General features: G+C 70.7%; 19 protein-coding genes and 1 tRNA gene. 11 read left to right on the forward strand and 9 right to left on the reverse strand.

Annotation, left to right across the window (positions count from 1 at the left end):
* Positions 1-32 precede the first annotated feature (32 nt).
* Complete coding sequence (locus ACFYWS_RS12350) at positions 33-2,144, forward strand: MMPL family transporter (RefSeq protein ID WP_389273549.1); 2,112 nt, start codon at positions 33-35, stop codon at positions 2,142-2,144.
* A gap of 81 nt (positions 2,145-2,225) precedes the next feature.
* On the opposite strand, the gene ACFYWS_RS12355 is transcribed toward ACFYWS_RS12350, so the two are convergent.
* From ACFYWS_RS12355 to ACFYWS_RS12370, 4 genes are all read right to left on the reverse strand, one after another.
* Positions 2,226-2,702, reverse strand: coding sequence for a thioesterase family protein (locus tag ACFYWS_RS12355; RefSeq protein ID WP_389273552.1), 477 nt, complete (start codon positions 2,700-2,702; stop codon positions 2,226-2,228).
* Positions 2,699-3,679, reverse strand: a complete 981-nt coding sequence (locus ACFYWS_RS12360; RefSeq protein WP_389273555.1) for a 3-hydroxyacyl-CoA dehydrogenase NAD-binding domain-containing protein — start codon at positions 3,677-3,679, stop codon at positions 2,699-2,701. Before ACFYWS_RS12360 ends, ACFYWS_RS12355 begins: the two co-directional genes overlap by 4 nt.
* Positions 3,680-3,745: 66 nt before the next feature.
* Positions 3,746-4,636, reverse strand: coding sequence for a 3-keto-5-aminohexanoate cleavage protein (locus ACFYWS_RS12365; RefSeq protein WP_326015152.1), 891 nt, complete (start codon positions 4,634-4,636; stop codon positions 3,746-3,748).
* Positions 4,637-4,721: 85 nt separating this feature from the next.
* Entirely contained in the window at positions 4,722-5,570 is an 849-nt protein-coding gene (locus ACFYWS_RS12370; RefSeq protein ID WP_389273559.1) for a TetR family transcriptional regulator C-terminal domain-containing protein, read from the reverse strand.
* 265 nt (positions 5,571-5,835) lie between these two features.
* Here ACFYWS_RS12370 and ACFYWS_RS12375 point away from each other — a divergent pair, with 265 nt between their 5' ends.
* The 8 genes from ACFYWS_RS12375 (at position 5,836) to ACFYWS_RS12410 (ending at position 14,396) form a co-directional block, all read left to right on the forward strand.
* Positions 5,836-6,813, forward strand: a complete 978-nt coding sequence (locus ACFYWS_RS12375) for an ABC transporter substrate-binding protein (protein WP_389273562.1) — start codon at positions 5,836-5,838, stop codon at positions 6,811-6,813.
* Positions 6,810-7,577, forward strand: coding sequence for an ABC transporter permease (locus ACFYWS_RS12380; protein WP_389273565.1), 768 nt, complete (start codon positions 6,810-6,812; stop codon positions 7,575-7,577). The genes ACFYWS_RS12375 and ACFYWS_RS12380 overlap by 4 nt, the downstream gene beginning before the upstream one ends.
* Positions 7,574-8,374: an ABC transporter permease gene (locus tag ACFYWS_RS12385; protein WP_389273568.1), complete on the forward strand. Its 801-nt coding sequence runs from the start codon at positions 7,574-7,576 to the stop codon at positions 8,372-8,374. The genes ACFYWS_RS12380 and ACFYWS_RS12385 overlap by 4 nt, the downstream gene beginning before the upstream one ends.
* A complete protein-coding gene (locus ACFYWS_RS12390) occupies positions 8,367-9,182 on the forward strand; it encodes an ABC transporter ATP-binding protein (RefSeq protein ID WP_389273571.1) in 816 nt (271 codons plus the stop codon). Before ACFYWS_RS12385 ends, ACFYWS_RS12390 begins: the two co-directional genes overlap by 8 nt.
* A gap of 69 nt (positions 9,183-9,251) precedes the next feature.
* Complete coding sequence (locus ACFYWS_RS12395; protein ID WP_389273574.1) at positions 9,252-11,006, forward strand: histidine kinase; 1,755 nt, start codon at positions 9,252-9,254, stop codon at positions 11,004-11,006.
* On the forward strand, positions 11,003-11,641 hold the full coding sequence (locus ACFYWS_RS12400) for a LuxR C-terminal-related transcriptional regulator (RefSeq protein ID WP_389274111.1): 639 nt from the start codon (positions 11,003-11,005) through the stop codon (positions 11,639-11,641). Before ACFYWS_RS12395 ends, ACFYWS_RS12400 begins: the two co-directional genes overlap by 4 nt.
* 335 nt (positions 11,642-11,976) lie before the next feature.
* Positions 11,977-13,503, forward strand: coding sequence for a long-chain fatty acid--CoA ligase (locus ACFYWS_RS12405; protein WP_389273577.1), 1,527 nt, complete (start codon positions 11,977-11,979; stop codon positions 13,501-13,503).
* Positions 13,504-13,631: 128 nt separating this feature from the next.
* Positions 13,632-14,396 carry a sulfite exporter TauE/SafE family protein gene (locus ACFYWS_RS12410; RefSeq protein ID WP_389273580.1) on the forward strand — a complete coding sequence of 255 codons (765 nt, stop codon included), beginning with the start codon at positions 13,632-13,634 and terminating at the stop codon, positions 14,394-14,396.
* A 15-nt stretch (positions 14,397-14,411) separates the two neighbouring features.
* On the opposite strand, the gene ACFYWS_RS12415 is transcribed toward ACFYWS_RS12410, so the two are convergent.
* Positions 14,412-16,499, reverse strand: coding sequence for an MDR family MFS transporter (locus ACFYWS_RS12415; protein ID WP_389273583.1), 2,088 nt, complete (start codon positions 16,497-16,499; stop codon positions 14,412-14,414).
* 141 nt (positions 16,500-16,640) lie between these two features.
* A complete protein-coding gene (locus ACFYWS_RS12420; RefSeq protein WP_389273586.1) occupies positions 16,641-17,129 on the reverse strand; it encodes a DUF309 domain-containing protein in 489 nt (162 codons plus the stop codon).
* Between the two features lie 129 nt (positions 17,130-17,258).
* Between ACFYWS_RS12420 and ACFYWS_RS12425 the strand changes: the two genes are divergently transcribed.
* Positions 17,259-17,332, forward strand: a tRNA-Pro gene (locus ACFYWS_RS12425).
* Positions 17,333-17,698: 366 nt separating this feature from the next.
* Here ACFYWS_RS12425 and ACFYWS_RS12430 read toward each other — a convergent pair.
* The 3 genes from ACFYWS_RS12430 to ACFYWS_RS12440 form a co-directional block, all read right to left on the reverse strand.
* Positions 17,699-18,166, reverse strand: a complete 468-nt coding sequence (locus ACFYWS_RS12430) for a FadR/GntR family transcriptional regulator (protein WP_389274114.1) — start codon at positions 18,164-18,166, stop codon at positions 17,699-17,701.
* Positions 18,167-18,670: 504 nt separating this feature from the next.
* On the reverse strand, positions 18,671-19,765 hold the full coding sequence (locus tag ACFYWS_RS12435; protein WP_389273589.1) for an SPFH domain-containing protein: 1,095 nt from the start codon (positions 19,763-19,765) through the stop codon (positions 18,671-18,673).
* A 29-nt stretch (positions 19,766-19,794) separates the two neighbouring features.
* On the reverse strand, positions 19,795-20,232 hold the full coding sequence (locus ACFYWS_RS12440) for an NfeD family protein (protein ID WP_389273592.1): 438 nt from the start codon (positions 20,230-20,232) through the stop codon (positions 19,795-19,797).
* A gap of 195 nt (positions 20,233-20,427) precedes the next feature.
* Between ACFYWS_RS12440 and ACFYWS_RS12445 the strand changes: the two genes are divergently transcribed.
* On the forward strand, positions 20,428-21,117 hold the full coding sequence (locus ACFYWS_RS12445; protein WP_389273595.1) for a GAF and ANTAR domain-containing protein: 690 nt from the start codon (positions 20,428-20,430) through the stop codon (positions 21,115-21,117).
* The last annotated feature ends 40 nt before the right edge of the window (positions 21,118-21,157 follow it).

Here is a 21,157-nt window from a genome sequence, read left to right on the forward strand (position 1 = left end):
GGTGACCCATCGGAACCCTCCGAGGAGGCGCCGTGCTCAGCGCACTCGCCCGGGCGGCGACCCGCCGCCCCCGTACCGTGATCCTCACCTGGCTCGCCCTGATCGTGCTCGGTTTCGGGCTCGGCACCGGTGTCTTCGGCCGGCTCTCCGACTCGGTTCCCGACGTGCCGGGCACCGAGTCCGACCGCACCGCCGAACTCCTCGACGACATCGACCCGCGCGGCGAATCCCTCAGCGCCGTCGTCGAGGCACCCCGCGTCGCCGACCCCGCACTGCGCGAGCACGTCGAGCGGGCCGTCACGGACCTGCGCCGCATCCCCGGTGTCGCCGACGTCCCCGACCCGTACGCCACCGAGGGCCTGGCCTCCGGCGACGGCCGCGCGCTCATCGTGCCCGTCGACCTGAAGGGCGGCCTCGACGACGACGCGGAGGACAGGACCGTCGACGCCGTCGCCGACCGGGTCAAGGAGATCGAGGGAGCCGACGTCCACGTCAGCGGCGGCCCCCTGCTCGGCGACCAGCTCGGCGAGCGGGCCCAAGAGGACGTACAGCGCGCCGAGTTGATATCCCTTCCCATCGTGCTCGGGCTGCTTCTGCTGATCTTCGGCGGGCTGCGCGCGGCCGGACTGCCGCTGCTCGTGGCGGTGAGCGGCGTGGCGGGCGCGTTCCTCGCCCTGTTCGCCTTCAGCCAGGTCACCGAGATCTCCGTGTACGTGATCCAGGTGACGACCATGCTCGGCCTCGGCCTGGCCGTGGACTACGCGCTGTTGATGGTGATGCGGTTCCGGGAGGAGCGGCGGGTCGGCGGCGACGTCACCGAGGCCGTGCACCGCACCGTCGCACGCGCGGGCCGCACCATCCTCTTCTCCGGCCTCACCGTCGCCGTCAGCCTCAGTGGACTGCTCGTCTTCCCCAGCCCGTTCCTGCGCAGCATGGGCCTGGCCGTGGCCGCCGTCGTGGTCGTCGACATGCTCGCCGCGCTGACCCTGCTGCCCGCGCTCCTCACCCGGTTCGGCGCACGCATCGCCCCGTCCAAGCCCCGCGCACCCGGCGCGGAGGGACGCGTCTTCGCCCGCCTCGCCCGGTTCTCGGCCCGCCGCCCCATCGCGGTGACGACGGTGAGTGTCCTCGCCCTGCTCACGCTCGCGCTGCCGGTCGCCAACCTGCGTATCGACATCGGCGACGCCCGCCAACTCCCCGCCTCCACCGAGGCGCGCCAGCTGTACGACACCGTGCGCGCGCACTACCCGGCGGGCGTCGGCGTCGACCCGGTCGTCGTCGTGGCACGCCCCGGCACGGACCCGGCCTTCGAGACCCGCGTCAAGGCACTGGACGGCGTCGCGTCGTCCGAGACCCGGGCCCTCGACGACGGCACCCGCGTCCTGAGCGTCACCCCGGCCGGCTCAGTGGATGGCGCCACGGCGACCCAACTCGTAGAACAGGTAAGGGAGTTGCGCGGAGACGATCCGGTGACCGTGGCGGGCGTCGCCGCCCGGCTCGTCGACTTCCGCCAGATGCTCGCCGACCGCGCACCCTGGGCCGCGCTCACCGTCCTCGCCGGGATCTTGGCCCTGCTCTTCGCGTTCACCGGCTCGCTCCTGATCCCGCTGCGCACGGTCCTCACCACACTGCTCAGCCTGGGCGCCGCGCTCGGCGTGGTGGTCCTCGTCTTCCAGGACGGGCACGCCGCGTCCTGGCTCGGCGGAGAGGGCCTCGGCGCGCTGAGCCTGACCGCGCCGCCACTCATCGTCGCCATCGCCTTCGGGCTCGCCATGGACTACGAACTGTTCATCCTGGCCCGGATGCGCGAGTCGTGGCTCGCCACGGGGGACGCGCAGGAAGCGGTGGTGACGGGCCTGAGGCGCTCGGGCCGCGTCGTGAGCTGCGCGGCGCTTCTCCTCGCCGTCGTCTTCGGCGCCTTCATGACGGGCGGCTTCGCCCCCATCCTGGAGATCGGCCTCGGCCTCACCCTGGCGGTCGTGATCGACGCGACGATCGTACGGATGTTGCTCGTACCGGCGTCGATGGCGCTCATGGGCAAGCGCGCGTGGTGGGCGCCGCGAGCGCTGCGCAGGGCGCACGAACGCTTCGGCCTACGAGAGGAAGAGCCCCCGAAAGAACGCCTGATGACGTCGCGTCAGTAACGGCGTGACAATAGCGGCGCGTACGTGCAGGGGCCCCGGACACACGGTCCGGAGCCCCTGCACGTGAGGTGGTGACTGCCGTCAGACGACGGCGATCGACCGGCCCGCCCACTCCGGGGCGGGCTCCGTCAGCTCGGTGAAGCGGTCGCGGACCGCGGCCGGGAACTCGGCCGCCTTCCCCGCCTCCTGGTCGACGTGGATCGCGAGCAGCTCGGTGGTCGCCACCGGAGCCGCGTCCGGGGCGGGCTCGTCCGCCTCCTCGTCGACCACGAACATCTCGTGCGTGAAGCGCGCCTTCTTCGACGCCGCTCCCAACACCCGCGTACGGATGGCGAGATGGGCCCCGTCGGGGACGTCACGCAGATAGCGGATGTGCGATTCGACCGTGTAGAGCGAGCAGTGGGTGGACTCCCGGTAGGTGGAGTCCAGGCCCGTCTCGATCATCATGGCGTCGGTGGCGTGACCGAAGGCGAGAACGTAGAACGCCTCGCTCATGTGACCGTTGTAGTCGATCCACTCGGGGCGGACCGTGCGGTGCAGAAGGGGGAGCTGCGTCATCGCGGGTCCGCCTTTCCGTTCCCGTTCGCGTTCAGTCGGCCCGTCGCGCGCAGCACGTCGATGACGCCCTGGTCGCGCTCGGCGACGAGGTCGGCGATGGAACGGCCGTCCGCGGCGACATCGCAGCCCGCGACCACGGAGTCGTACAGCTGCTTGTCGAGCTCCGGGGCCTCAAGGCGCGTCCACGGCGACTTCAGGGACGGGCCGAAGTGGTCGAGCATGTGCGCCATGCCGCCCTCGCCGCCCGCGAGCGCGAACGTCAGCATCGGGCCCATGAACGCCCAGCGCAGGCCGGGGCCCTCGGTGATCGAGTCGTCGATCTCCTTCACCGTGGCCTCGCCGTTGGCGACCATGTGCAGCGCCTCGCGCCACAGGGCCTCCTGGAGGCGGTTGGCGATGAAGCCGGGCACCTCGCGGTCCATGGTGATGACGGACTTGCCCGCGACCTCGTAGAAGCGGGAGGCCCACGCGGAGGCGTCCGCGTCGGTCTGCTCGCCACCGACGACCTCGACGAGCGGGATCAGGTACGGCGGGTTGAACGGGTGCCCGACGACCAGACGGGACGGGTCCGCGGCCGTGGTCTGCATGTCCGTCATCGGGTAGCCGGACGTGGATGAGGCGATGACGACGCCGGCCGGCGCCGCGGCGTCCAGGCGGGACAGCAGGTCACGCTTGAGGTCGAGGTTCTCGGGGGCGCTCTCCTGCACGAACTCGGCGTCGGCGACGGCCTCTTCGAGGGTCGGGGTGACCGTGAGGCGCTCGCGCGAGGCGCCGTCGGCGAGGCCCATCTCGGTGAGGGCGGGCCAGGCGGCGTCGACCAGGCGGCGCAGCTTCTGCTCGGCGTCGGGGGCCGGGTCCCAGGCCTTCACGTCGTAGCCGCGGGCCAGGAAGTGGGCGACCCAGCCGCCGCCGATGACGCCGGCTCCGACGCAGGCCACCCGGCGGACGTCTTCGGGAGCGGTGAGGGGAGAGGTCATGAGGGTGGTGTTGCCTTCCGGTGGTGCGGTGTGCGTGTACGTGTGCGTGTGCGTGTGCGGGGGAGGTCAGGAACGCGGCTTGAGGCCGAGCAGCGCGCGGGCCTCGTCCGGCGTCGCGACGCGCGAGCCGAGGGACTCCGTGATGGTCACGGCGCGCTCGACGAGCTGGGCGTTGGTCGCCTTGTTGCCCTTGCCGAGGTAGAGGTTGTCCTCCAGGCCGACGCGGGCGTGCCCGCCGAGCAGGATCGACTGCGCCACCCACGGCATCTGCATGCGGCCGAGCGCGAAGCTGGCGAACTGGGCGCCCTCGGGGAGCATGTTGACCATCGACTGCAGCACGCCCGGGTCGGCCGGGGCGCCCCACGGGATGCCCATGCACAGCTGGAACACGGTCGGGTCGTCGAGCAGGCCCTCGGCGAGCAGCTGCTTGGCGAACCACAGCTGGCCGGTGTCGAAGATCTCCAGCTCGGGCCGCACACCGAGCTCCTGGATGCGCTTGGCGCCCTGGCGCAGCATGTCGGGCGTCGACACGTACAGGTTCGAGCCGTCGCCGAAGTTCAGCGAACCGCAGTCGACGGTGCAGATGTCGGGCAGCAGCTCCTCGACGTGCGGCAGCCGGTCGAGGCCGCTGACGAGGTCGGTGCCGGGCAGGTGCTTCGTCGGGTTGTCCGGGTCGATGACCAGGTCGCCGCCCATGCCGGCGGTCAGGTTGATGACGACGTCGGTGCCGGTCTCCTTGATCCGCTCGACGACCTCGCGGTACAGCTTCGTGTCGCGCGAGGGGTCACCGGTCTCGGGGTCCCGTACGTGAATGTGCACGACGGCGGCGCCCGCGTCGGCGGCCTCGACGGCGTTCTTGGCGATCTGCTCCGGGGTGACGGGCACGTGCGGGCTCCGCCGCACGGTGTCGCCGGCGCCGGTGAGAGCGGCAGTGATGATGACGTTTTCGGTGGGCATAAGGGGACCTCCCAAGGTGAGTGAAAATAAGGCCCGCTGTTGGACGGGAGCCAGCGGGGTCCGGGGCGGAGCCCCGAGTCGTCGGCTACGGGTTCGTGATCACGCAATCGACGTAGGAAACCAGCGCCGAATGCATCGCGTCCGCGGCCGAGCCGAACGACTCCCGGCTCACCGAAAGGACTTGCGTGGCAAGCCCGTCGATGAGCGCGGTCAGCGCGTACGCCGCGGCGGAAGGATCGACGGACGACCGGAACACGCCCTGTTCCACGCCGCGACGCAGGACATCCGCCACGGTCTCCCGCCACTGCCGGTAGTACTCGGTGTGCAGCCGTCCCACCGTCGTGGAACGCGCCGCCTCGGCCCACAGGTCGAGCCACACCTTCCACTGGCGGCGCTGCTGCTCCGTGCGCGGCGTCTGCAACTCGATGAGCTGGCGCAGCTCCGCCGCCGCGTCGTCCGCCTCCGCGAGGTGGGTGGCGCGGCGCGCGGTGTCCTCGTCCATGCACCAGCGCACCGCGGCCTCCAGGAGGTCCGCGCGGCCGGGGAAGTGGTAGTGGATCGCGGCGGTGCTGGTGGCGCAGGCGCGGGCGATGTCGGAGACCCGCACCGCGTGGAACCCGTGCTCGGCGACGAGCCGGACCGTCTCCTGGACGATCTGCAGCGGCCGACCGCCCGCCACGGGCGCGGGCGCCTCGGCCTCGGTCTCCAGGGGCCGCGCGCCGAGCAGCCAGCCCGGGTCGACGCGCGCCTCGTCGGCGATCCGGGCCAGCTCGGCCACCGTGAACCGGCGGGTGCCGCTCAGGGAGCGGGAGAGCTTCGACGGATCCATGACGATGCGGCGCGCGAACTCGCGCTGGCTGACACGGGCCGCCGTGATGACCTCACGGACGCGGGCGGCGGTGTCGGCAGGGCTTGCCTCGTTGCTGGATTCCACGGGGCACGACCCTAACCATGTGTTGAGAAGAACACAACACGGATGCCCTCTTCTACCGGAAAACACTGGCCATTGAGGCTCTGACTTCCTCATCAGTCACCATCGCAACGCGCGGGGCGGCGTCGACCGGCGCCGCGGATGGCGCGGCCCGCACGCGAAGCGTGCGCTGTGAATCGTGTCAACACCCTTGCCCACAAGGGGAGTTGACCCCATAGGGTGCGGGTCCTACGTTCCCGCTGAGCACCAGGGCCCCAGGGGGATACCCATGCGTTGCACACGTCGCACACTTACCGCTGTCGCCACCACGATGCTGCTCGCGGCCACCGCTGCCTGCGGCTCCGGCTCCGACAGCGAGAAGTCCGAATCCACCGGTGACGTCGGCACCACGAACCTCAAGATCGGCATCATTCCGATCGTCGACGTCGCCCCCCTGTATCTCGGGCAGAAGAAGGGTTTCTACAAGGAGCAGGGCCTCAGCCTGTCCATGACCATGGCGCAGGGCGGCGCGGCGATCGTGCCGGGCGTGGTCAGTGGCCAGTTCCAGTTCGGCTTCTCGAATTCCACCTCGCTGATGGTCGCCCAGTCCAAGGGCGTCCCCGTCAAGGTCGCCGTCAACGGCGTCGGGTCGACGGGCAAGGACGGCGGCGACTTCGGCGCCGTGGTCGTGAACAAGGACAGCCCGATCAAGTCCGCCAAGGACCTTGAGGGCAAGAAGGTCGCCGTCAATACGCTCAAGAACATCAACGACACTACGGTCCGGGAATCGGTCCGCAAGGACGGCGGCGACCCCTCCAAGGTGAAGTTCGTCGAGCTCGCCTTCGACCAGATGCCCGCCGCGCTCGACAAGGGGCAGGTGGACGCGGCGCAAGTCGTGGAGCCGGCCACCGCCACCGTCAAGGCGCAGGGCGGCCGAGTGATCGCCTCCAACTTCGTGGACACGGCGCGCAAGTTGACCATCGCGATGTACTTCTCGTCGACTCAATACATTGATCAACACCCGGACATCGTCAAGAAGTTCAGCGCCGCCACCCGGAAGTCCCTCACCTACGCCAACGCCCACCCCGAGGAAGCCCGGGACATCGTCCGCACGTACACGAAGATCCCGCAGGCGACCCTGGACAAGGTGACCCTCCCGGCCTGGCCCGCCCAGTGGAACCGCCCCTCGCTCGACACCCTCGCCAAGCTCGGCGAGCAGGACGGCCTGTTCGAGAAGACCCCCGACCTCGACGCGCTGCTGCCGTGATCCCCGGAGTGCCGGGACTGCTCGGGCTGCTGGTGTGCGCGGCACTGTGGGAGGCGGTGCCGCGCATCGGCCTGGTCAACCCCGACTTCCTGCCGCCCTTCACGACCACACTGAACGCCCTGCGCGGCGAGCTCGCCGACGCCGCCTTCTGGGCCGCGCTCGGCGACACCCTCACCGGCTGGGCGCTCGGCCTCGCCCTCGCCACCGCGGGCGGCGTCCTCACGGGCCTCGTCATCGCCACGGTCCCGTACCTGCGCGAACTCACCGCGTCCACCATCGAGTTCCTGCGCCCCATCCCGTCCGTGGCGCTCATCCCGCTCGCGATCCTGCTCTACGGCACGGAGCTGCGCTCGGTCCTGCTGCTCGTCGTCTACGCCGCGTTCTGGCAGGTCCTCGTGCAGGTCCTGTACGGGGTGCGGGACGTGGACCCGGTCGCCGACGACACGGCGCGCGCCTTCGGCCTCGGCACGTGGGCGCGCGTGCGGCACGTCGTGTGGCCCACCGCCCTGCCGTATGTGATGACAGGGGTACGGCTCGCCGCCGCCGTCGCGTTGATCCTCGCCATCACCGTCGAACTCGTCATCGGTGCACCGGGCTTGGGGCACCGGATCAATATTGCGCAGAGTTCACAGGCCGTCCCGGACATGTACGCATTGATCCTCGTGGCCGGCTGTCTGGGCGTATTGATCAATGCTGGAGCGCGGTTCGTGGAGCGCCGCTCCCTGTCCTGGCATCAATCCGTACGGTCGGAGGCCCCGGCGTGAGCCGCACACTCCGCGCCCTGCGCGCCGCCGCGCTCGCCGTCGCCCTGCCCTGTGTCCTGGTCGCCATCTGGTGGTTCGCCTCCGACGCCAGCACCAGCTTCTACGCACCGCCCCTGCGCACGATCCTCGGCCGCTTCGACGACACCTGGACGCCCGACCGGCTCCAGGACGACGTCCTGCCCAGCGTGGCGCGCCTGCTCGCCGGATACGCGGCCGCCGGCGTCGCCGGGGTGGCCCTCGGCGTCGTCATCGGGTCCTCGCGCCGCGCCCGCGCCGTGTGCGAGCCCGCCCTGGAGTTCCTGCGTGCGGTGCCGCCGCCGGTCCTGGTCCCGGTCATCATGCTGTTCGCGGGCATCGGCGACACGATGAAGATCGCTGTGATCGCCTCCGGCTGCGTCTGGCCCGTGCTGCTCAACACGGCCGCCGGGGTCCGCGCCGTGGACCAGGTCGCGGCCGAGACGGCCCGCTCGTACGGCATCGGGGGAGCGGCCCGGCTGCGGCGCCTGGTGCTCCCCGCCGCGAGCCCGCAGATCTTCGCGGGCCTGCGCCAGGCCCTGTCCATCGGCGTCATCCTCATGGTCATCAGCGAGATGTACGCCTCCAGCAGCGGCCTCGGCTTCGCCGTCGTGGAGTTCCAGCGCTCCTTCGCCGTGCCGGAGATGTGGACCGGCATCCTCGTCCTCGGACTGCTCGGGGTGCTGCTCGCGCTGCTGTTCCGGCTCGTCGAACGGCGGGCGCTCGGCTGGTACCACGGATCGCGCGGGGCGCGGCGGAAGGCGGGAGGCGGCGGTGCTTGAGGTCACGGGACTGCGCAAGCTCTACGAAGGTTCGGGCCGGCAGGTGGAGGCACTGCGGGACCTGACGTTCCGCCTCGACGCGGGCGAGTTGGTGTGCGTCGTCGGCCCCTCCGGCTGCGGCAAGACGACGCTCCTGAAGTGTGTGGCCGGTCTGCTGCGGCCGACCGGAGGATCGGTCGCCCTTGACGGCGCCCCGGTGACGGGCCCGCGCCCCGGCCTCGCCGTCGTCTTCCAGGAGTACGGGCGCAGCCTCTTCCCGTGGATGCGGGTCGCCGAGAACGTCGAACTCCCGCTCAGGCAGCGCAAATCGATCCCCAAGGCGGCCCGCCGCGAACGCGTCGCGGAAGCCCTCGAAGTGGTCGGCCTCGCGGGCGTCCACCGCGCCTACCCGTGGGAACTCTCCGGCGGCATGCAGCAACGCGTCGCCATCGCACGCGCGTTGGCGTACGAACCGGAGGTGCTCCTGATGGACGAGCCCTTCGCCGCCGTCGACGCCCAGACCCGCGCCGACCTGGAGGACCTGGTGCGCGGCCTGTGGCGGGAGCGCGGAATGACGGTCCTGTTCATCACGCACGACATCGACGAGGCCGTGTACTTGGGGGAGCGCGTGCTGGTCCTGAGCGCGTCGCCGACGGTCGTGCTCGACGACGTGGCGATCCAACTGTCCGTACAGCGCGACCAGTTGACGACCCGGGCCGACGCACGGTTCACGGCTCTCAGGAGCCGGGTCCTCGAACTGATCCGGCAGGGCGGCACGGTGGGTGCAGGTGATGAGCGCGACGAGCAGGCGGCAAAGGATATGCGGTAACCCGCGGTTACCGTCAGGGGGCAGCGATCGAATTCCCCCGCCCCGGCCCGGATGCCTTACCGTGTGGCCGTGGACAGTCAGGGTGAGCGGGCGGTTCGGCTGCGCCTGACCGGGGCCGCGGCCCTCGCAGCAGTATCGGGTGGGGCGGGCGCGTGGGCGTACGTGCGCAGCGGCGCGTCCGCGGGCGATCTCGTACGGGACCTCTCGGTGGGCTGGGCGTATGTGGTCGCCGGCATCGTCGCCTGGCGGCGCAGGCCCGCCAACCACACCGGGCGCCTGATGGTGCTCGAAGGCATCACCTGGTTCCTCGGCAACCTCCAGGGCACCGCGGTGCCCGCGCTCTTCGCCTTCGGCGCCTGGTGGGAGGCGCTGAACATGGCGGTCCTCCTGCACCTCGTCCTGTCGTTCCCCGAAGGCCGCCTCACCACGGTCCTCTCGCGCCGCCTGGTGCAGTTCGCGTACGGGCTCGTCGCCGTCGGCGGATTCGTGCGCACGCTCCTGTTCGACCCCGCGGCCCAGGCCGGGGCGACGTACCTGGACTGCCGCGACTGCGGCCCGAACCTGCTGCACGTGCCCGCCTGGGACGGCCTCTTCGGCCCGTTCGACGCCGCCTATCACGCGGCGGGCTGGGTCCTCTCGGTCGTCGCCGCCGTCGCGATCGTGCTGCGCTGGCGCAACGCCTCCGCGGCCCGCAGGCGCGCCCTGCTGCCCGCCTGGATCGGCATCGGCGTCGCCACGGCGTTCCTCATGTGGGACATGTTGTTCTACGTAGTGCCGTGGTTCGGCGGCGTCGGTTCCGTGCCCGAAGAGGCCGTCTACTTGTTGTCCGACCTCGCCCAGGTCGCCGTCCCCTTCACCTTCCTCGCGGGACTGCTGCGCATGCGCCTGCAGCGCGCCGAGGTCAGCGGTCTCGTCATCGACATCGGCACCGACTCCGACCCGGCGCGGCTGCGCGAGGCGCTCGTCCGGGTCCTCGGCGACCCGACCCTGCGGCTCGGCCTGTGGGACGAGCGGCGCGGCGGGTACGTCGACGGGTCGGGCCGCGAGATCGCCGCCGAGGGCGCGGGGCGGACCCCGGTCGCCGCCGCGGACGGCCGCCCGCTCGCCCTGCTCCACCACGACCAGGCGCTCGACGAGGACCCCGAACTCCTGGAGTCCGTGGCCGCCGCCCTGCGCCTCGCCCTGGAGAACGTCTGGCTGCGTACGCGCGCGAAGGACGTCGCCACCCGCATCGTGGCGGCCGCCGACGCCGAGCGCGGCCGCCTGGAGCGCGATCTGCACGACGGCGCGCAGACCCGCCTCGTCTTCGCCCTGATGTCCGTACGCCGCGTGCAGAAGGGCCTCGCGGACCACCCGGACGCGGCGCTGCGCGAGGCCGCCGACGAGGCCGAGGCCGGCGTGCGGCACGCCATCGCGGAGCTGCGCGGCATCGCCCACGGCATCCACCCCGCCGTCCTCACCCGCGAGGGACTCGCCGCCGCGCTGAGCGAGCTGGCCGAGGAGGCCACCGTGCCGGTCGTCGTCGCGGCAGAGTCCCGCCGCTACGACCCGCTCGTCGAGTCCACCGCGTATTTCACCGTGTGCGAGGCCCTCACTAACGCGGCCAAGCACGCGGAGGCCCGAGCCGTCAGTGTCTCCGCCCGGCATCACGAAGGGCGGCTCGTGGTGGAGACCGTGGACGACGGCGTCGGCGGCGTCGACCTCGCGCGCGGCACCGGCCTGCGCGGCCTCGCCGACCGCCTCGCCGCCGTCGACGGCGTACTGCACATCCACAGCCCCGCCGGGGGCGGAACCAGAATCAGGGCGGAGCTGCCGTGCGGGTGATCGTCGCCGAGGACTCGGCACTCCTTCGGCTGGGGATCGTACGGCTGCTGACCGACGAGGGCATCGAGGTGGTCGCCGAGTGCGGCGACACCGCGCCGCTGCTCGCCCTGGTCGCCGAACACACCCCGGACGCCGTGCTGCTCGATATCCGTATGCCGCCCACCCATACCGACGAGGGCCTGGTCGCGGCGGCGGCCGTGCGCGCGGCGCACCCCGGGACCGGTGTGCTGCTGCTCTCCCAGTACGTGGAGACGACCGCGAGCGTCCGGGCGCTCGCCCAGCGGCCCGAGGGCTTCGGCTACCTCCTGAAGGAGCGCGTCGCCGACGCCGAGGAGCTGAGCGGGGCACTGAAGCGGGTGGCCGCGGGAGAGACCGTCGTCGACCCGCTGGTCGTGGCCCGCCTCATGGACGCGCCGCGCCCACCGGGGCCGCTCGACGAACTCACAGGACGCGAGCGCGACGTGCTCGCGCTGATGGCCGAGGGCCGCTCCAACGAGGCCATCGCGAACAAGCTGGTCATCGGCGGCAAGACGGTCGAGACCCACGTCCGCAACGTCTTCGCGAAGCTGAGCCTCGAGACGGACCCCTCCGAGCACCGCCGCGTGATGGCGGTGCTGCGCTTTCTGCGCGGCTGAACCGCGCCTGCTCACCCGCGCCTCCTCCGTAAGAAGGCAAGAAATTCCGGCTACCCGCTCCGTCGGACGACGCGCCACCCCCGTAGCCCCCGTGCTCCCCCGAACGTCGTCCGCGGAGCGGTGCCGGACCTCAACCGTAGGCGGCCCGACCGGGAGAGACATCAGGGCCAGCCCTGAGATCCGGAAGTGACCCAGGGCACATACCGTTCGGTCGGGGTCGAGGCGTAGAGTCCCACCAGGAGTACAAAACTAGCGGCGCTAATTTACCGCTGGGGCACTCTCCCGACCTGGTCCACCGCCGAACCAGCAGTCAGTACGGAACGGAGCGCTACCCGATGGCCACCCTCTCGCTCGCCGCGATCCTCGCCGACAACGCCCGCCGGCACCCCGACAAGACAGCCCTCGTCGCGGGCGAACTGCGCAGCACCTTCGCCGAGTTGTGGCTCCAGGTCCGCAAGCAGGCCGCCGCCCTCACCGAGCTCGGCGTCCGCCCCGGCGACAAGATCGCCCTCATGGCGCCCAACACTGCCGAGTTCCCGCGCGCCTACTACGCGGCCATCGCGGCCGGCGCCGCCGTCGTCCCCGTACACCTGCTCCTGTCGGCGCCCGAGGTCGAGCACGTCCTCAAGGACAGCGGCGCGACGCTCCTGCTGTGCCACCCGGCGCAGGCCAAGACCGGCGAGGCGGCCGCCGACGCCGTCGGCATCCGCACCGTCGCCCTCGGCGCCGACGGCGAGCTGGAGAAGCTCACCCACGACGCCGAGCCCATCGCCACGTACGCCACCCGCGACGCCGACGACGCGGCCGTCGTCTTCTACACGAGCGGCACCACCGGCGTCCCCAAGGGCGCCGTGCTCAGCCACCTCAACCTCGTCATGAACGCGACCGTCGACGCCTTCGACTGCAACGAGTACAGCCCCGACGACATCGTCCTCGGCGCCCTGCCGCTCTTCCACGCCTTCGGCCAGACCGCCTCCATGAACGCCGTGTGGCGCGCCGGCAAGACCCTCGTCCTCATGCCGCGCTTCGACGCGGCGAAGGCCGTCGAGCTGATGGTCCGCGAGCACGTCACCGTCTTCCAGGGCGTGCCCACCATGTACGTGCATCTGCTCTCGGCGGCTTCGCAGGCGCATCAGCAGGGGGCCGAACTGCCGCGTCTGCGCGTCGCGGTCTCCGGCGGCGCCTCACTGCCCGTCGCGGTCCTCGAACGCTTCCAGGAGCTCTTCGGCGCCCCCGTCCACGAGGGCTACGGACTGAGCGAGACCTCGCCCGTAGCCTCCGTCAACCAGCCCTGGTACGGCGCCAAGGCGGGCACCATCGGCCACTCCATCTGGGGCGTCGACGTCGAGGTCGCCCGCGCCGAACTCGACGACCGCATCGAACTCCTTCCCACCGGCGAACTCGGCGAGATCGTCGTCCGCGGCCACTGCGTCTTCTCCGGCTACCTCGGCCGCCCCGAACAGACCGCGGAGGCCCTCGTGGACGGCTGGTTCCGCACCGGCGACCTCGGCACCAAGGACGACGAGGGCTACCTGCGGATCGTCGACCGCAAGAAGGACGTCATCATCCGCGGCGGCTACAACGTCTACCCGCGCGAGGTCGAGGAAGTGCTGATGCGCCACCCCGGCATCGAGCACGTCGCCGTCATCGGCCTGCCCGACGAGGTGCACGGCGAGGAGGTCTGCGCGGTCGTCGTCCTCAAGCCGGACGCCTCGCTCGACGCCGCCGAACTCACCGCGTGGTCCAAGGAGAACCTGGGCAAGCACAAGTACCCGCGCCGCGTGGAGTTCACCGACCAGCTGCCGCTCGGCCCGAGCATGAAGGTCCTCAAGCGCGAGCTGCGGGACATGTACGCGGCTTGAGGTGTACGGGAATTGGGGCGCCGTGACCGCGGCCCCACGGCCCGCCGGACCCGGTGAAACGTAACCCGTATCACCATGCGGCGCCCCTGACGCCCGACAGGTAGTTGCGTCTAGCATCTGTCCTCGCCATGCACGACATACTCGGGATATCCCCCTGGGAGTTCTCCGCCCTGGCCGCCGCGGCCATGGTGGTGGGGTTCTCCAAGACGGCCGTCAGCGGCGCCAATACGGTCAGCCTCGCGGTCTTCGCCGCGATCCTGCCCGCGCGCGCCTCCACCGGAGTGCTCCTCCCCATCCTGATCTGCGGCGACCTCCTCGCCGTGCTCACCTACCGGCGGCACGCCCACTGGCCCACCCTGTGGCGCCTGTTCCCCGCCGTCGGCGCGGGAGTCGTCCTCGGGACCGTCTTCCTCGGCTTCGCGGGGGACGGGGCCGTACGGATGTCGATCGGCGTGATCCTGCTCGTCATGGCCGGGGTGACCCTCTGGCGCCGCAAGCAGGCGGCCGCCGCCGACACCGGGTCGACGCCGAGCCGCGCGGCCCGAGTCAAGGCCGGCTCGTACGGGGTGCTCGGCGGCTTCACCACCATGGTCGCCAACGCGGGCGGCCCCGTGATGTCCATGTACCTGCTGTCGGCGGGCTTCAAGAAGCTCGGCTTCCTCGGCACCTCCGCGTGGTTCTTCCTCATCGTGAACTCCGCGAAGGTACCCTTCAGCGTGGGCCTCGGCCTCATCGACCGCCGCTCGCTGCTCCTGGACGCCGCACTCGTCATCTTCGTCGTGCCGGGCGCGGTGATCGGCAAGGCCTGCGTGAACCGGATCAACCAACGGCTCTTCGAGCGACTCGTCATCGCGGCAACGGTCCTCGGCGGCCTCCAACTCCTGCTGAACTGACGCCTGGAGAGAGCCCTACATGGGGACCAGCGCGCGCTCCGAACCCGACTGGCTCGTCAGCCCCTGCGCCATGTCCTCGGCGAGCAGCCGCTTCGCGATCAAGTCGACCGCGACGCGCAGCTCCGCGTCCGCCGGGCGGCCGACATCCGCCTCGACCTTCGCGCTCAGCCAGTCGCCCCAGGCGCGGTTGATGACCTCCGACTCCCGGCGCCCCGCTTCGGTGTGCGAGAAGTACGAGCCCGTACGCGTCAGGAAGCCCTCGTCGACCATCCGCTGGAACACCGGCACCAGCACCTCCGGCGGTACCCTGCGGCGCGCCGCGATCATCCCGAGGCTCGCGTGCCCGACCATCCGCGTGAAGAAGTCGACCTGCATCACGGCCCACGCGCCCGCGACGTCGAGCCGGGTCTCGGATCTCTCCAGGATCTGCCGCGCGGTGTTGAGGTTCGTCTCCTTCACCAGGTTCGCCACGGACCGCTGGAGCACGTGCGACGGATCGCCGGACGACGGCTGCGCGAATCCCTCGCCCATGTCCGAGGAGCCCGCGCGCGCGGTGTCGCGCAACTCCACCTGCTTGAGGAACAGCGCCACCAGGAACCCGATGACCGCCACCGGCACCGTGCACAGGAACACCGTGTGCAGCGAATCCGCGTACCCGTTGACGATCGGCTCGCGCGCCGCTTCGGGGAGGCCGTGCAGGCCCTGCGGGCTCTGCGCGGCCTTGGCGAGCGCTTCCGGAGCGATCCCGGTCCCGGCCCGCGCCGCCTCCGCCACGCCCTGCTTCAGGTTCGGCTCCAGGCTGTTGGCGTAGACCGTGCCGAACACGGCGGTGCCGAACGAGCTGCCCAGCGTACGGAAGAACGTGACACCGGAGGTCGCGGTGCCCAACTCCGCGTACTCGACGGTGTTCTGCACGGCGATGGTCAACACCTGCATGCACAGCCCGATGCCGAGCCCCAGGACGAACATGTACACGGACTCGAGCCACGCACTGGTCGAACTGTCCATCAGGGACAGCAAATACAGCCCGAGCGCCATCACCAGGGCGCCCACGATCGGGAAGATCCGGTACTGCCCGGTCTTGCTGACAACATTGCCGGAGAAGATTGAGGCGATCAACAGACCGATCACCATGGGCAATGTGCGTACACCCGAGATGGTGGCCGAGTCCCCGTCCACGTACTGCAGATACGTCGGCAGGAACGTCATCGCGCCGAGCATCGCGAAGCCCACGATGAAGCTGAGGATCGAGCAGACCGTGAACACCGGGTTCCGGAACAGATGCATCGGCAGCATCGGTTCCTCGGCCCGCATCTCCACCCAGCAGAACAGCCCGAGCGCGATGAGACCGCCGACGAAGAGCCCGATGATGACGCTCGAACCCCACGCGTACTCGTTGCCGCCCCAACTGGTCGCCAGAATCAGGGCGCTCGCCCCGACCGCGACGAGCGCGATGCCGAGGTAGTCGATGATCGGCTTCGCCGCCGACTTCACCACCGGGATCGTCCGGGCGGCGGCGATGACGACGACGATCGCGATCGGTACGTTGACGTAGAACGCCCAACGCCACGTCAGGTGGTCCGTGAAAAGTCCGCCGAGCAGCGGCCCGATGACGGTCGAGACACCGAAGACGGCGCCGATCGCCCCCTGGTACTTGCCACGCTCGCGCAGCGGGATGACATCCGCGATGAGGGCCATCGCCGTCACCATCAGACCGCCGGCGCCGATGCCCTGCAGCGCCCGCCAGGCGATGAGCAGCGACATGTTCGTGGCCAGGCCGCACAGGAACGAGCCGGTGATGAAGATGATCGCCGAGAGCTGGAAGACGATCTTGCGCCCGAACATGTCGCCGAACTTGCCGACGAGGACCGTGGCGACGGTCTCCGCGAGCAGATAGGCCGTCACGACCCATGACATGTGCGCCGCGCCGCCCAGGTCCGAGACGATCGTCGGAAGCGCCGTGCCGACGATCGTCTGGTCCAGGGCGGCCAGCAGCATGCCGAGCATGATCGTGCCGAAGACGATATTGCGGCGGCGTCTGTCGAGTACCGGCGGAGCCGCCTCGGCGGCCGGCGGCGGGGCTGCTTCTTCGGTGGTCGTCACTCTCGCAGGTTCACATCGGGGCCTGGGCGGCGCATGTGGGTGGGGGCCGGACCGGTGACATGCACTCGCCGCGTCGGGTGGGGGCGTGCGTGTGCCCCGGGGGCGAAGACGGGCGGCGGCGTGCGCGCCCGGCGCTCCGCGTCAGGTGAGGCGCGGCGCGACGGAGGCGGCGTCCACGGGTTCGCTCCTCCGCTCCACCTCATCGGCCAGATCCCGCGCCCACCGCACCAGCGCCGCCGTGTCCAGCCCGGCCGGCGCGACGCCCTGCCACGCCGCGATGCCCTCCGCGCCCCGGCGCAGCAGCCGGGCGCCCCCGGTTGCGTTGCCGCGCGCGGCGTGCGTCAGCCCCACGGCGGTCTGCGCGAGAGCCCGCCACAACCCGCGCTCGCCCTCCGGGCCCGACTTCCACGCGTCCTCGAACACCTCATGCGCATGGAACGGCCGCCCGGAATCCAGCAGCGTCTGCGCCTCCGCGACACTCTGCGCGGCCGTCCGCACGACACCTTCGGGCTGTCGCTCGACACCGGCCGTGCCATAGGGGAGCGGCCGACCGAGGCCGTCCCGGGGCCGGGCATTGCGTGCCCGTCCCTCCTGGTCACGGTCCCGTTCCCCACTGCGCGAAGTGCTCATCCCCCGATTCTCGCGCACCCGCCCGCGCGCCCGCAGTTCCGGTTTCAAACCACCCCTGAGCTTGGGGTATTGTTCCTCTTGTCGCCGCCGGACGGGCCGGAGAAACACCGGGCCGAAGGCAGTGGGCATCGGGACGTGGCGCAGCTTGGTAGCGCACTTGACTGGGGGTCAAGGGGTCGCAGGTTCAAATCCTGTCGTCCCGACAGTTCGAGCGATCGAATGTCGCAGGTGAGGGGCCGTTTTCGAACGGCCCCTTTCTCGTGTTCGGGGGTGGCTGGGAGAGGGCTTGCTCCCACGTGCTCCCACATGGGCGGTAGGCCCGGGCGAAGAAAGTGCCGACGAAGACCGGGACGTCGACCACCAGGACGTCGACCTGTTCAGCCGCGTCGCGTGGCGGGGGCCTTTCGCTGCTGTGGCCACAAGGAGGAATCGTTGCGGTCGAGTTGTCGGGGCACGGGGGAGTCGAGGCCCTAGGTGAACGTCGTCATGATCACCGGGGTGGTCGGCCGGGCGTAACCGATGGGCGGCTGGTCCCCGGCCTGAAGGAGACGCGGACCACCCGCGCCCCCTCACCTCTCCAGTTCGAGCTCCTCCCGCCGGTCCGCCCGTCCCGCCGCCCGCGCGAACGCGCACACATGGCGCTCCATCCGCCGCTTGGCGCCCGCCTCGTCCCGGGCCCGGATCGACTCGTTGACCCGCGAGTGGGCCCGAACGGTGAGGTGGCGGATGTCGTCGTCGAGGAAGTGCTCGATGTCGGTGGCGGAGTGGATCGCGTCGGCGAGAGCTGTCATGAGGCCGATGAGGAGTTCGTTGCCGGACGCGCGCGCCACCGCGGTGTGCCGGCGCACGTTGGCGCGAAGGAATCGGGGGACATCGTCCACCGTGCCTGTGTCCGCCAACTCCTCGTGCAAGGCGTCGAGTTGCATCATCTCTCCCTCCGTGCGCCGGACCGCGGCGAGCGCGGCGCAGGCGGGCTCGACGGCCTCCCTCCTCTCGTGCAGCGCGTCGAGCCGGAGGCGCCGGCCCCGGATGACCAGCTAGACCGCGCCGGCCACCGGCCCTTCGTCATCGAACGCCCGGATGAGCTCCGCGGCCTCGTCGAGGCTCTCGCCGAACGGCTCACCAACTCTGCCCGGCGAGCCCCATGAACGGATCGACCCTGCACAGAGCCCCGCCGACCGCGCCGGGGGGCTTCGGCAGCAACACGCGAGCAGCCTCGTGAGTGTGGCCGGCGACCGGCTCCAGGACACCGCCCGCCAGGTGGCCTCGGTCCTGCCCGGTGTCAGCCACGGATACCCTGCTGCCGTCGAGCGACTGCCGCGACGCGACCGACCCCGTACCCGCTCCCGTACCTGGCGCAAGCGCGCCCACGAACCGCTGGGCCGCATGGTCGCCCACCGCATCCAGCCGCGCGACCCGCTGTACGACAAGGCGCAGGACGGCCACTGCAACCTGATCTTGGGACACGATCGTCGCGCGGGTGCGAGGTCGGAGGAAGTCGTCCGGATGCCGGCCGTCGACGCCTTCCCCCCCCGGAGGGCTCAGCCGGTGGAGGGCTGCCCCCGGCCCGGTGCGGGGGAGGACTGCGCGGCCTCGGCCTCGGCCTTCGCGTTGCTCACCGCGGCGGCGGCCTGCTTGGCGACCTCGTCGGCGGCCGCGGCCGCGCTGTTCGCCGGCGCCTGCTCGATCTCCGGCGTCCCGCCCTCGTCGGAAGTGCCGACGGCGTCGGCGTTCTCCGATCGCGCGGCGTCGGGAAGCCCCGTCTTCGAGTGGTCGCCGAAGGCGGTGGTGACGGTGCGGATGGCCTCGGTCAGCTCTCCTGGGATCACCCAGAACGTATTGTTCTCGCTGTTCGCCAGGTGCGGGAGGGTCTCCAGGTACTTGTAGGCGAGGATCTTGTGGTCGGCGTTGTTGCGGTGGACGGCCTGGAAGACCCGCTCCACGGCCTTGGCCTCGCCGTCCGCCCGCAGGATCATGGCCTGCTGCGTGCCCTGCGCCTCCAGGATGTCCTTCTGCTTCGTACCCTCCGCGGTGAGGATCTTGGCCTGCCGTTCCCCCTCGGCGTGCAGGATGGCCGCGCGCTTGTCGCGCTCGGCCCGCATCTGCTTCTCCATCGCCTCCTTGATCGTGTTCGGCGGATCGATGGCCTTGATCTCGACGCGGTTGACGCGGATGCCCCACTTGCCGGTGGCGTCGTCGAGGACGGTGCGCAGCCGGGTGTTGATCTCCTCGCGGGAGGTGAGCGTCTCCTCCAGGTCCATGCTGCCGATGACGTTGCGCAGCGTGGTCACGGTGAGCTGGTCGATCGCCTGCAAGTAGTCGGCGACCTCGTAGGCCGCTGACCTGGGGTCGGTGATCTGGTAGTAGAGCACGGTGTCGATGTTCACCACGAGGTTGTCCTCGGTGATCACCGGCCTGGGGTCGGAGGAGTACACCTGCTCACGCACGTCGAGCTTGGTGTTCACGCGGTCGGCCACCGGCAGCACGAGGTTCAGGCCGGGCTGCAGCGTGCGGCGGTATCTGCCGAACCGCTCGATGTTGTAGCGGCGGGCCTGCGGCACGATCCGCACCGAGGCGGCGACGAGGAAAATGATGACGAGGGCCGCCACCAGGATCGGGATGACTACGGGATCCATGCGTCCTCCATAGATAAGTGCTCAGCCGGTCATGGAAGGAGTTCGCGGGGATAGACCACGGCCGTCGCGCCTTCGATCTCCATGACGTCGACCAGTGCGCCCACGGGGATCACCTGGGTCTCGTCGAGGGTGCGAGCGGACCATTCCTCGCCGGAGAGCTTGATCAGACCGCGGGTCGCGGTGACCTCCTGCATCACCTCGGCACGCTTGCCGATCAGTGCGTCGCTGCCATCGCGGGTGAGAGGTGACTGCGACAGATGCCGCAGCGCGACAGGCCGTACGAGGAGGAGGCCCGCTGCCGCCGAAACCCCGAGCGCCACGAGCTGACCGAGCAGGCCGACGCCCACACCGGCGACGACCGCGGTAACCAGGGCCGCACCCGACAACAGCCCGAAGACCAGCGTCAGCGTGAAGAACTCCGCAGCACCGAGCCCCGCGGCGGCGAGCAGCCAAATGAACCATGGCATGGCGATCAGCCTCCCTCAGGGGCCCTGTTCACAAAGCTACCGTCTGGGACGCCGGACAGAACAGACTTAACCGGCTTGTTCAGGGTGTCGGGGGCACCCACGCGGATATCCGCTGCCCGTTCCCCCTCGCCGCGGGCCTCGCGTGGAAGTCTGGGTATGAGGTCTGTCCCGGCGGAACGACGAGCGGAGGACGAAGTGGACTTGGGACGGTTCGCGCAGCAGATGGCGTCCATGGCGCGGGATCTCCTGGCGCAGGACTCGGTCGACTCCACGCTCCAGCGGATCACCGCGACGGCCACCGAACTCGTCGACGGCTGCGACGCGGCGGGCATCCTCATCCTGCACGACACGAAGGTGGAGACCCTCGCCGCCACCCACCGGATGGTCACCGACAGCGACCAGATGCAACAGCAGCTCGGTGAAGGGCCGTGCTTCGACGCCGCCCACGACGCGCGGGGAGAGCACGTCTTCCGCATCGCGGACCTCACCAACGACTACCAGCGCTGGCCCGCCTACGCCCCCCGTGCTCGCGAACTCGGCGTCGGCAGCATGATGGGCTTCCTGCTGTTCACCGACGACGAAGACCTCGGCGCGCTGAACTTCTACTCCCGCGAACCCGGGGCGTTCACCCAGGACAGCGAACTGGCCGGGCTGCTACTGGCCTCCCACGCGGCCGTCGCCTTCTCCAGCGCCCGTACCCATGCCCAGATGGAACACGCCGTCGCCACCCGCCACGTCATCGGCGAGGCCATGGGCATCCTCATGGGCCGCCACCACATCACCGAAGACCAGGCATTCGACGTGCTGCGCCGCTACTCACAGGAGAGCAACACCAAGCTCCGTGAGGTCGCCCGCCAGGTCTGTGAACACGGCGGCCTGCCCTGACCTCGCGCCATCCGCACGTCCGGGGGCAGGCGGCCGGGGC

Origin of the sequence: Streptomyces sp. NPDC002795 (assembly GCF_042888725.1) — a bacterium.
Taxonomy (GTDB): Bacteria; Actinomycetota; Actinomycetes; order Streptomycetales; family Streptomycetaceae; genus Streptomyces.

Coding starts and splice junctions, on each gene's coding strand:
- ACFYWS_RS12440 (WP_389273592.1), bottom strand. CDS start 20,232: ATGCCATGGTTCATTTGGCTGCTCGCCGCCGCGGGGCTCGGTGCTGCG.
- ACFYWS_RS12355 (WP_389273552.1), bottom strand. CDS start 2,702: ATGACGCAGCTCCCCCTTCTGCACCGCACGGTCCGCCCCGAGTGGATC.
- ACFYWS_RS12435 (WP_389273589.1), bottom strand. CDS start 19,765: ATGGATCCCGTAGTCATCCCGATCCTGGTGGCGGCCCTCGTCATCATT.
- ACFYWS_RS12410 (WP_389273580.1), top strand. CDS start 13,632: ATGCACGACATACTCGGGATATCCCCCTGGGAGTTCTCCGCCCTGGCC.
- ACFYWS_RS12375 (WP_389273562.1), top strand. CDS start 5,836: ATGCGTTGCACACGTCGCACACTTACCGCTGTCGCCACCACGATGCTG.
- ACFYWS_RS12405 (WP_389273577.1), top strand. CDS start 11,977: ATGGCCACCCTCTCGCTCGCCGCGATCCTCGCCGACAACGCCCGCCGG.
- ACFYWS_RS12360 (WP_389273555.1), bottom strand. CDS start 3,679: ATGACCTCTCCCCTCACCGCTCCCGAAGACGTCCGCCGGGTGGCCTGC.
- ACFYWS_RS12420 (WP_389273586.1), bottom strand. CDS start 17,129: ATGAGCACTTCGCGCAGTGGGGAACGGGACCGTGACCAGGAGGGACGG.
- ACFYWS_RS12365 (WP_326015152.1), bottom strand. CDS start 4,636: ATGCCCACCGAAAACGTCATCATCACTGCCGCTCTCACCGGCGCCGGC.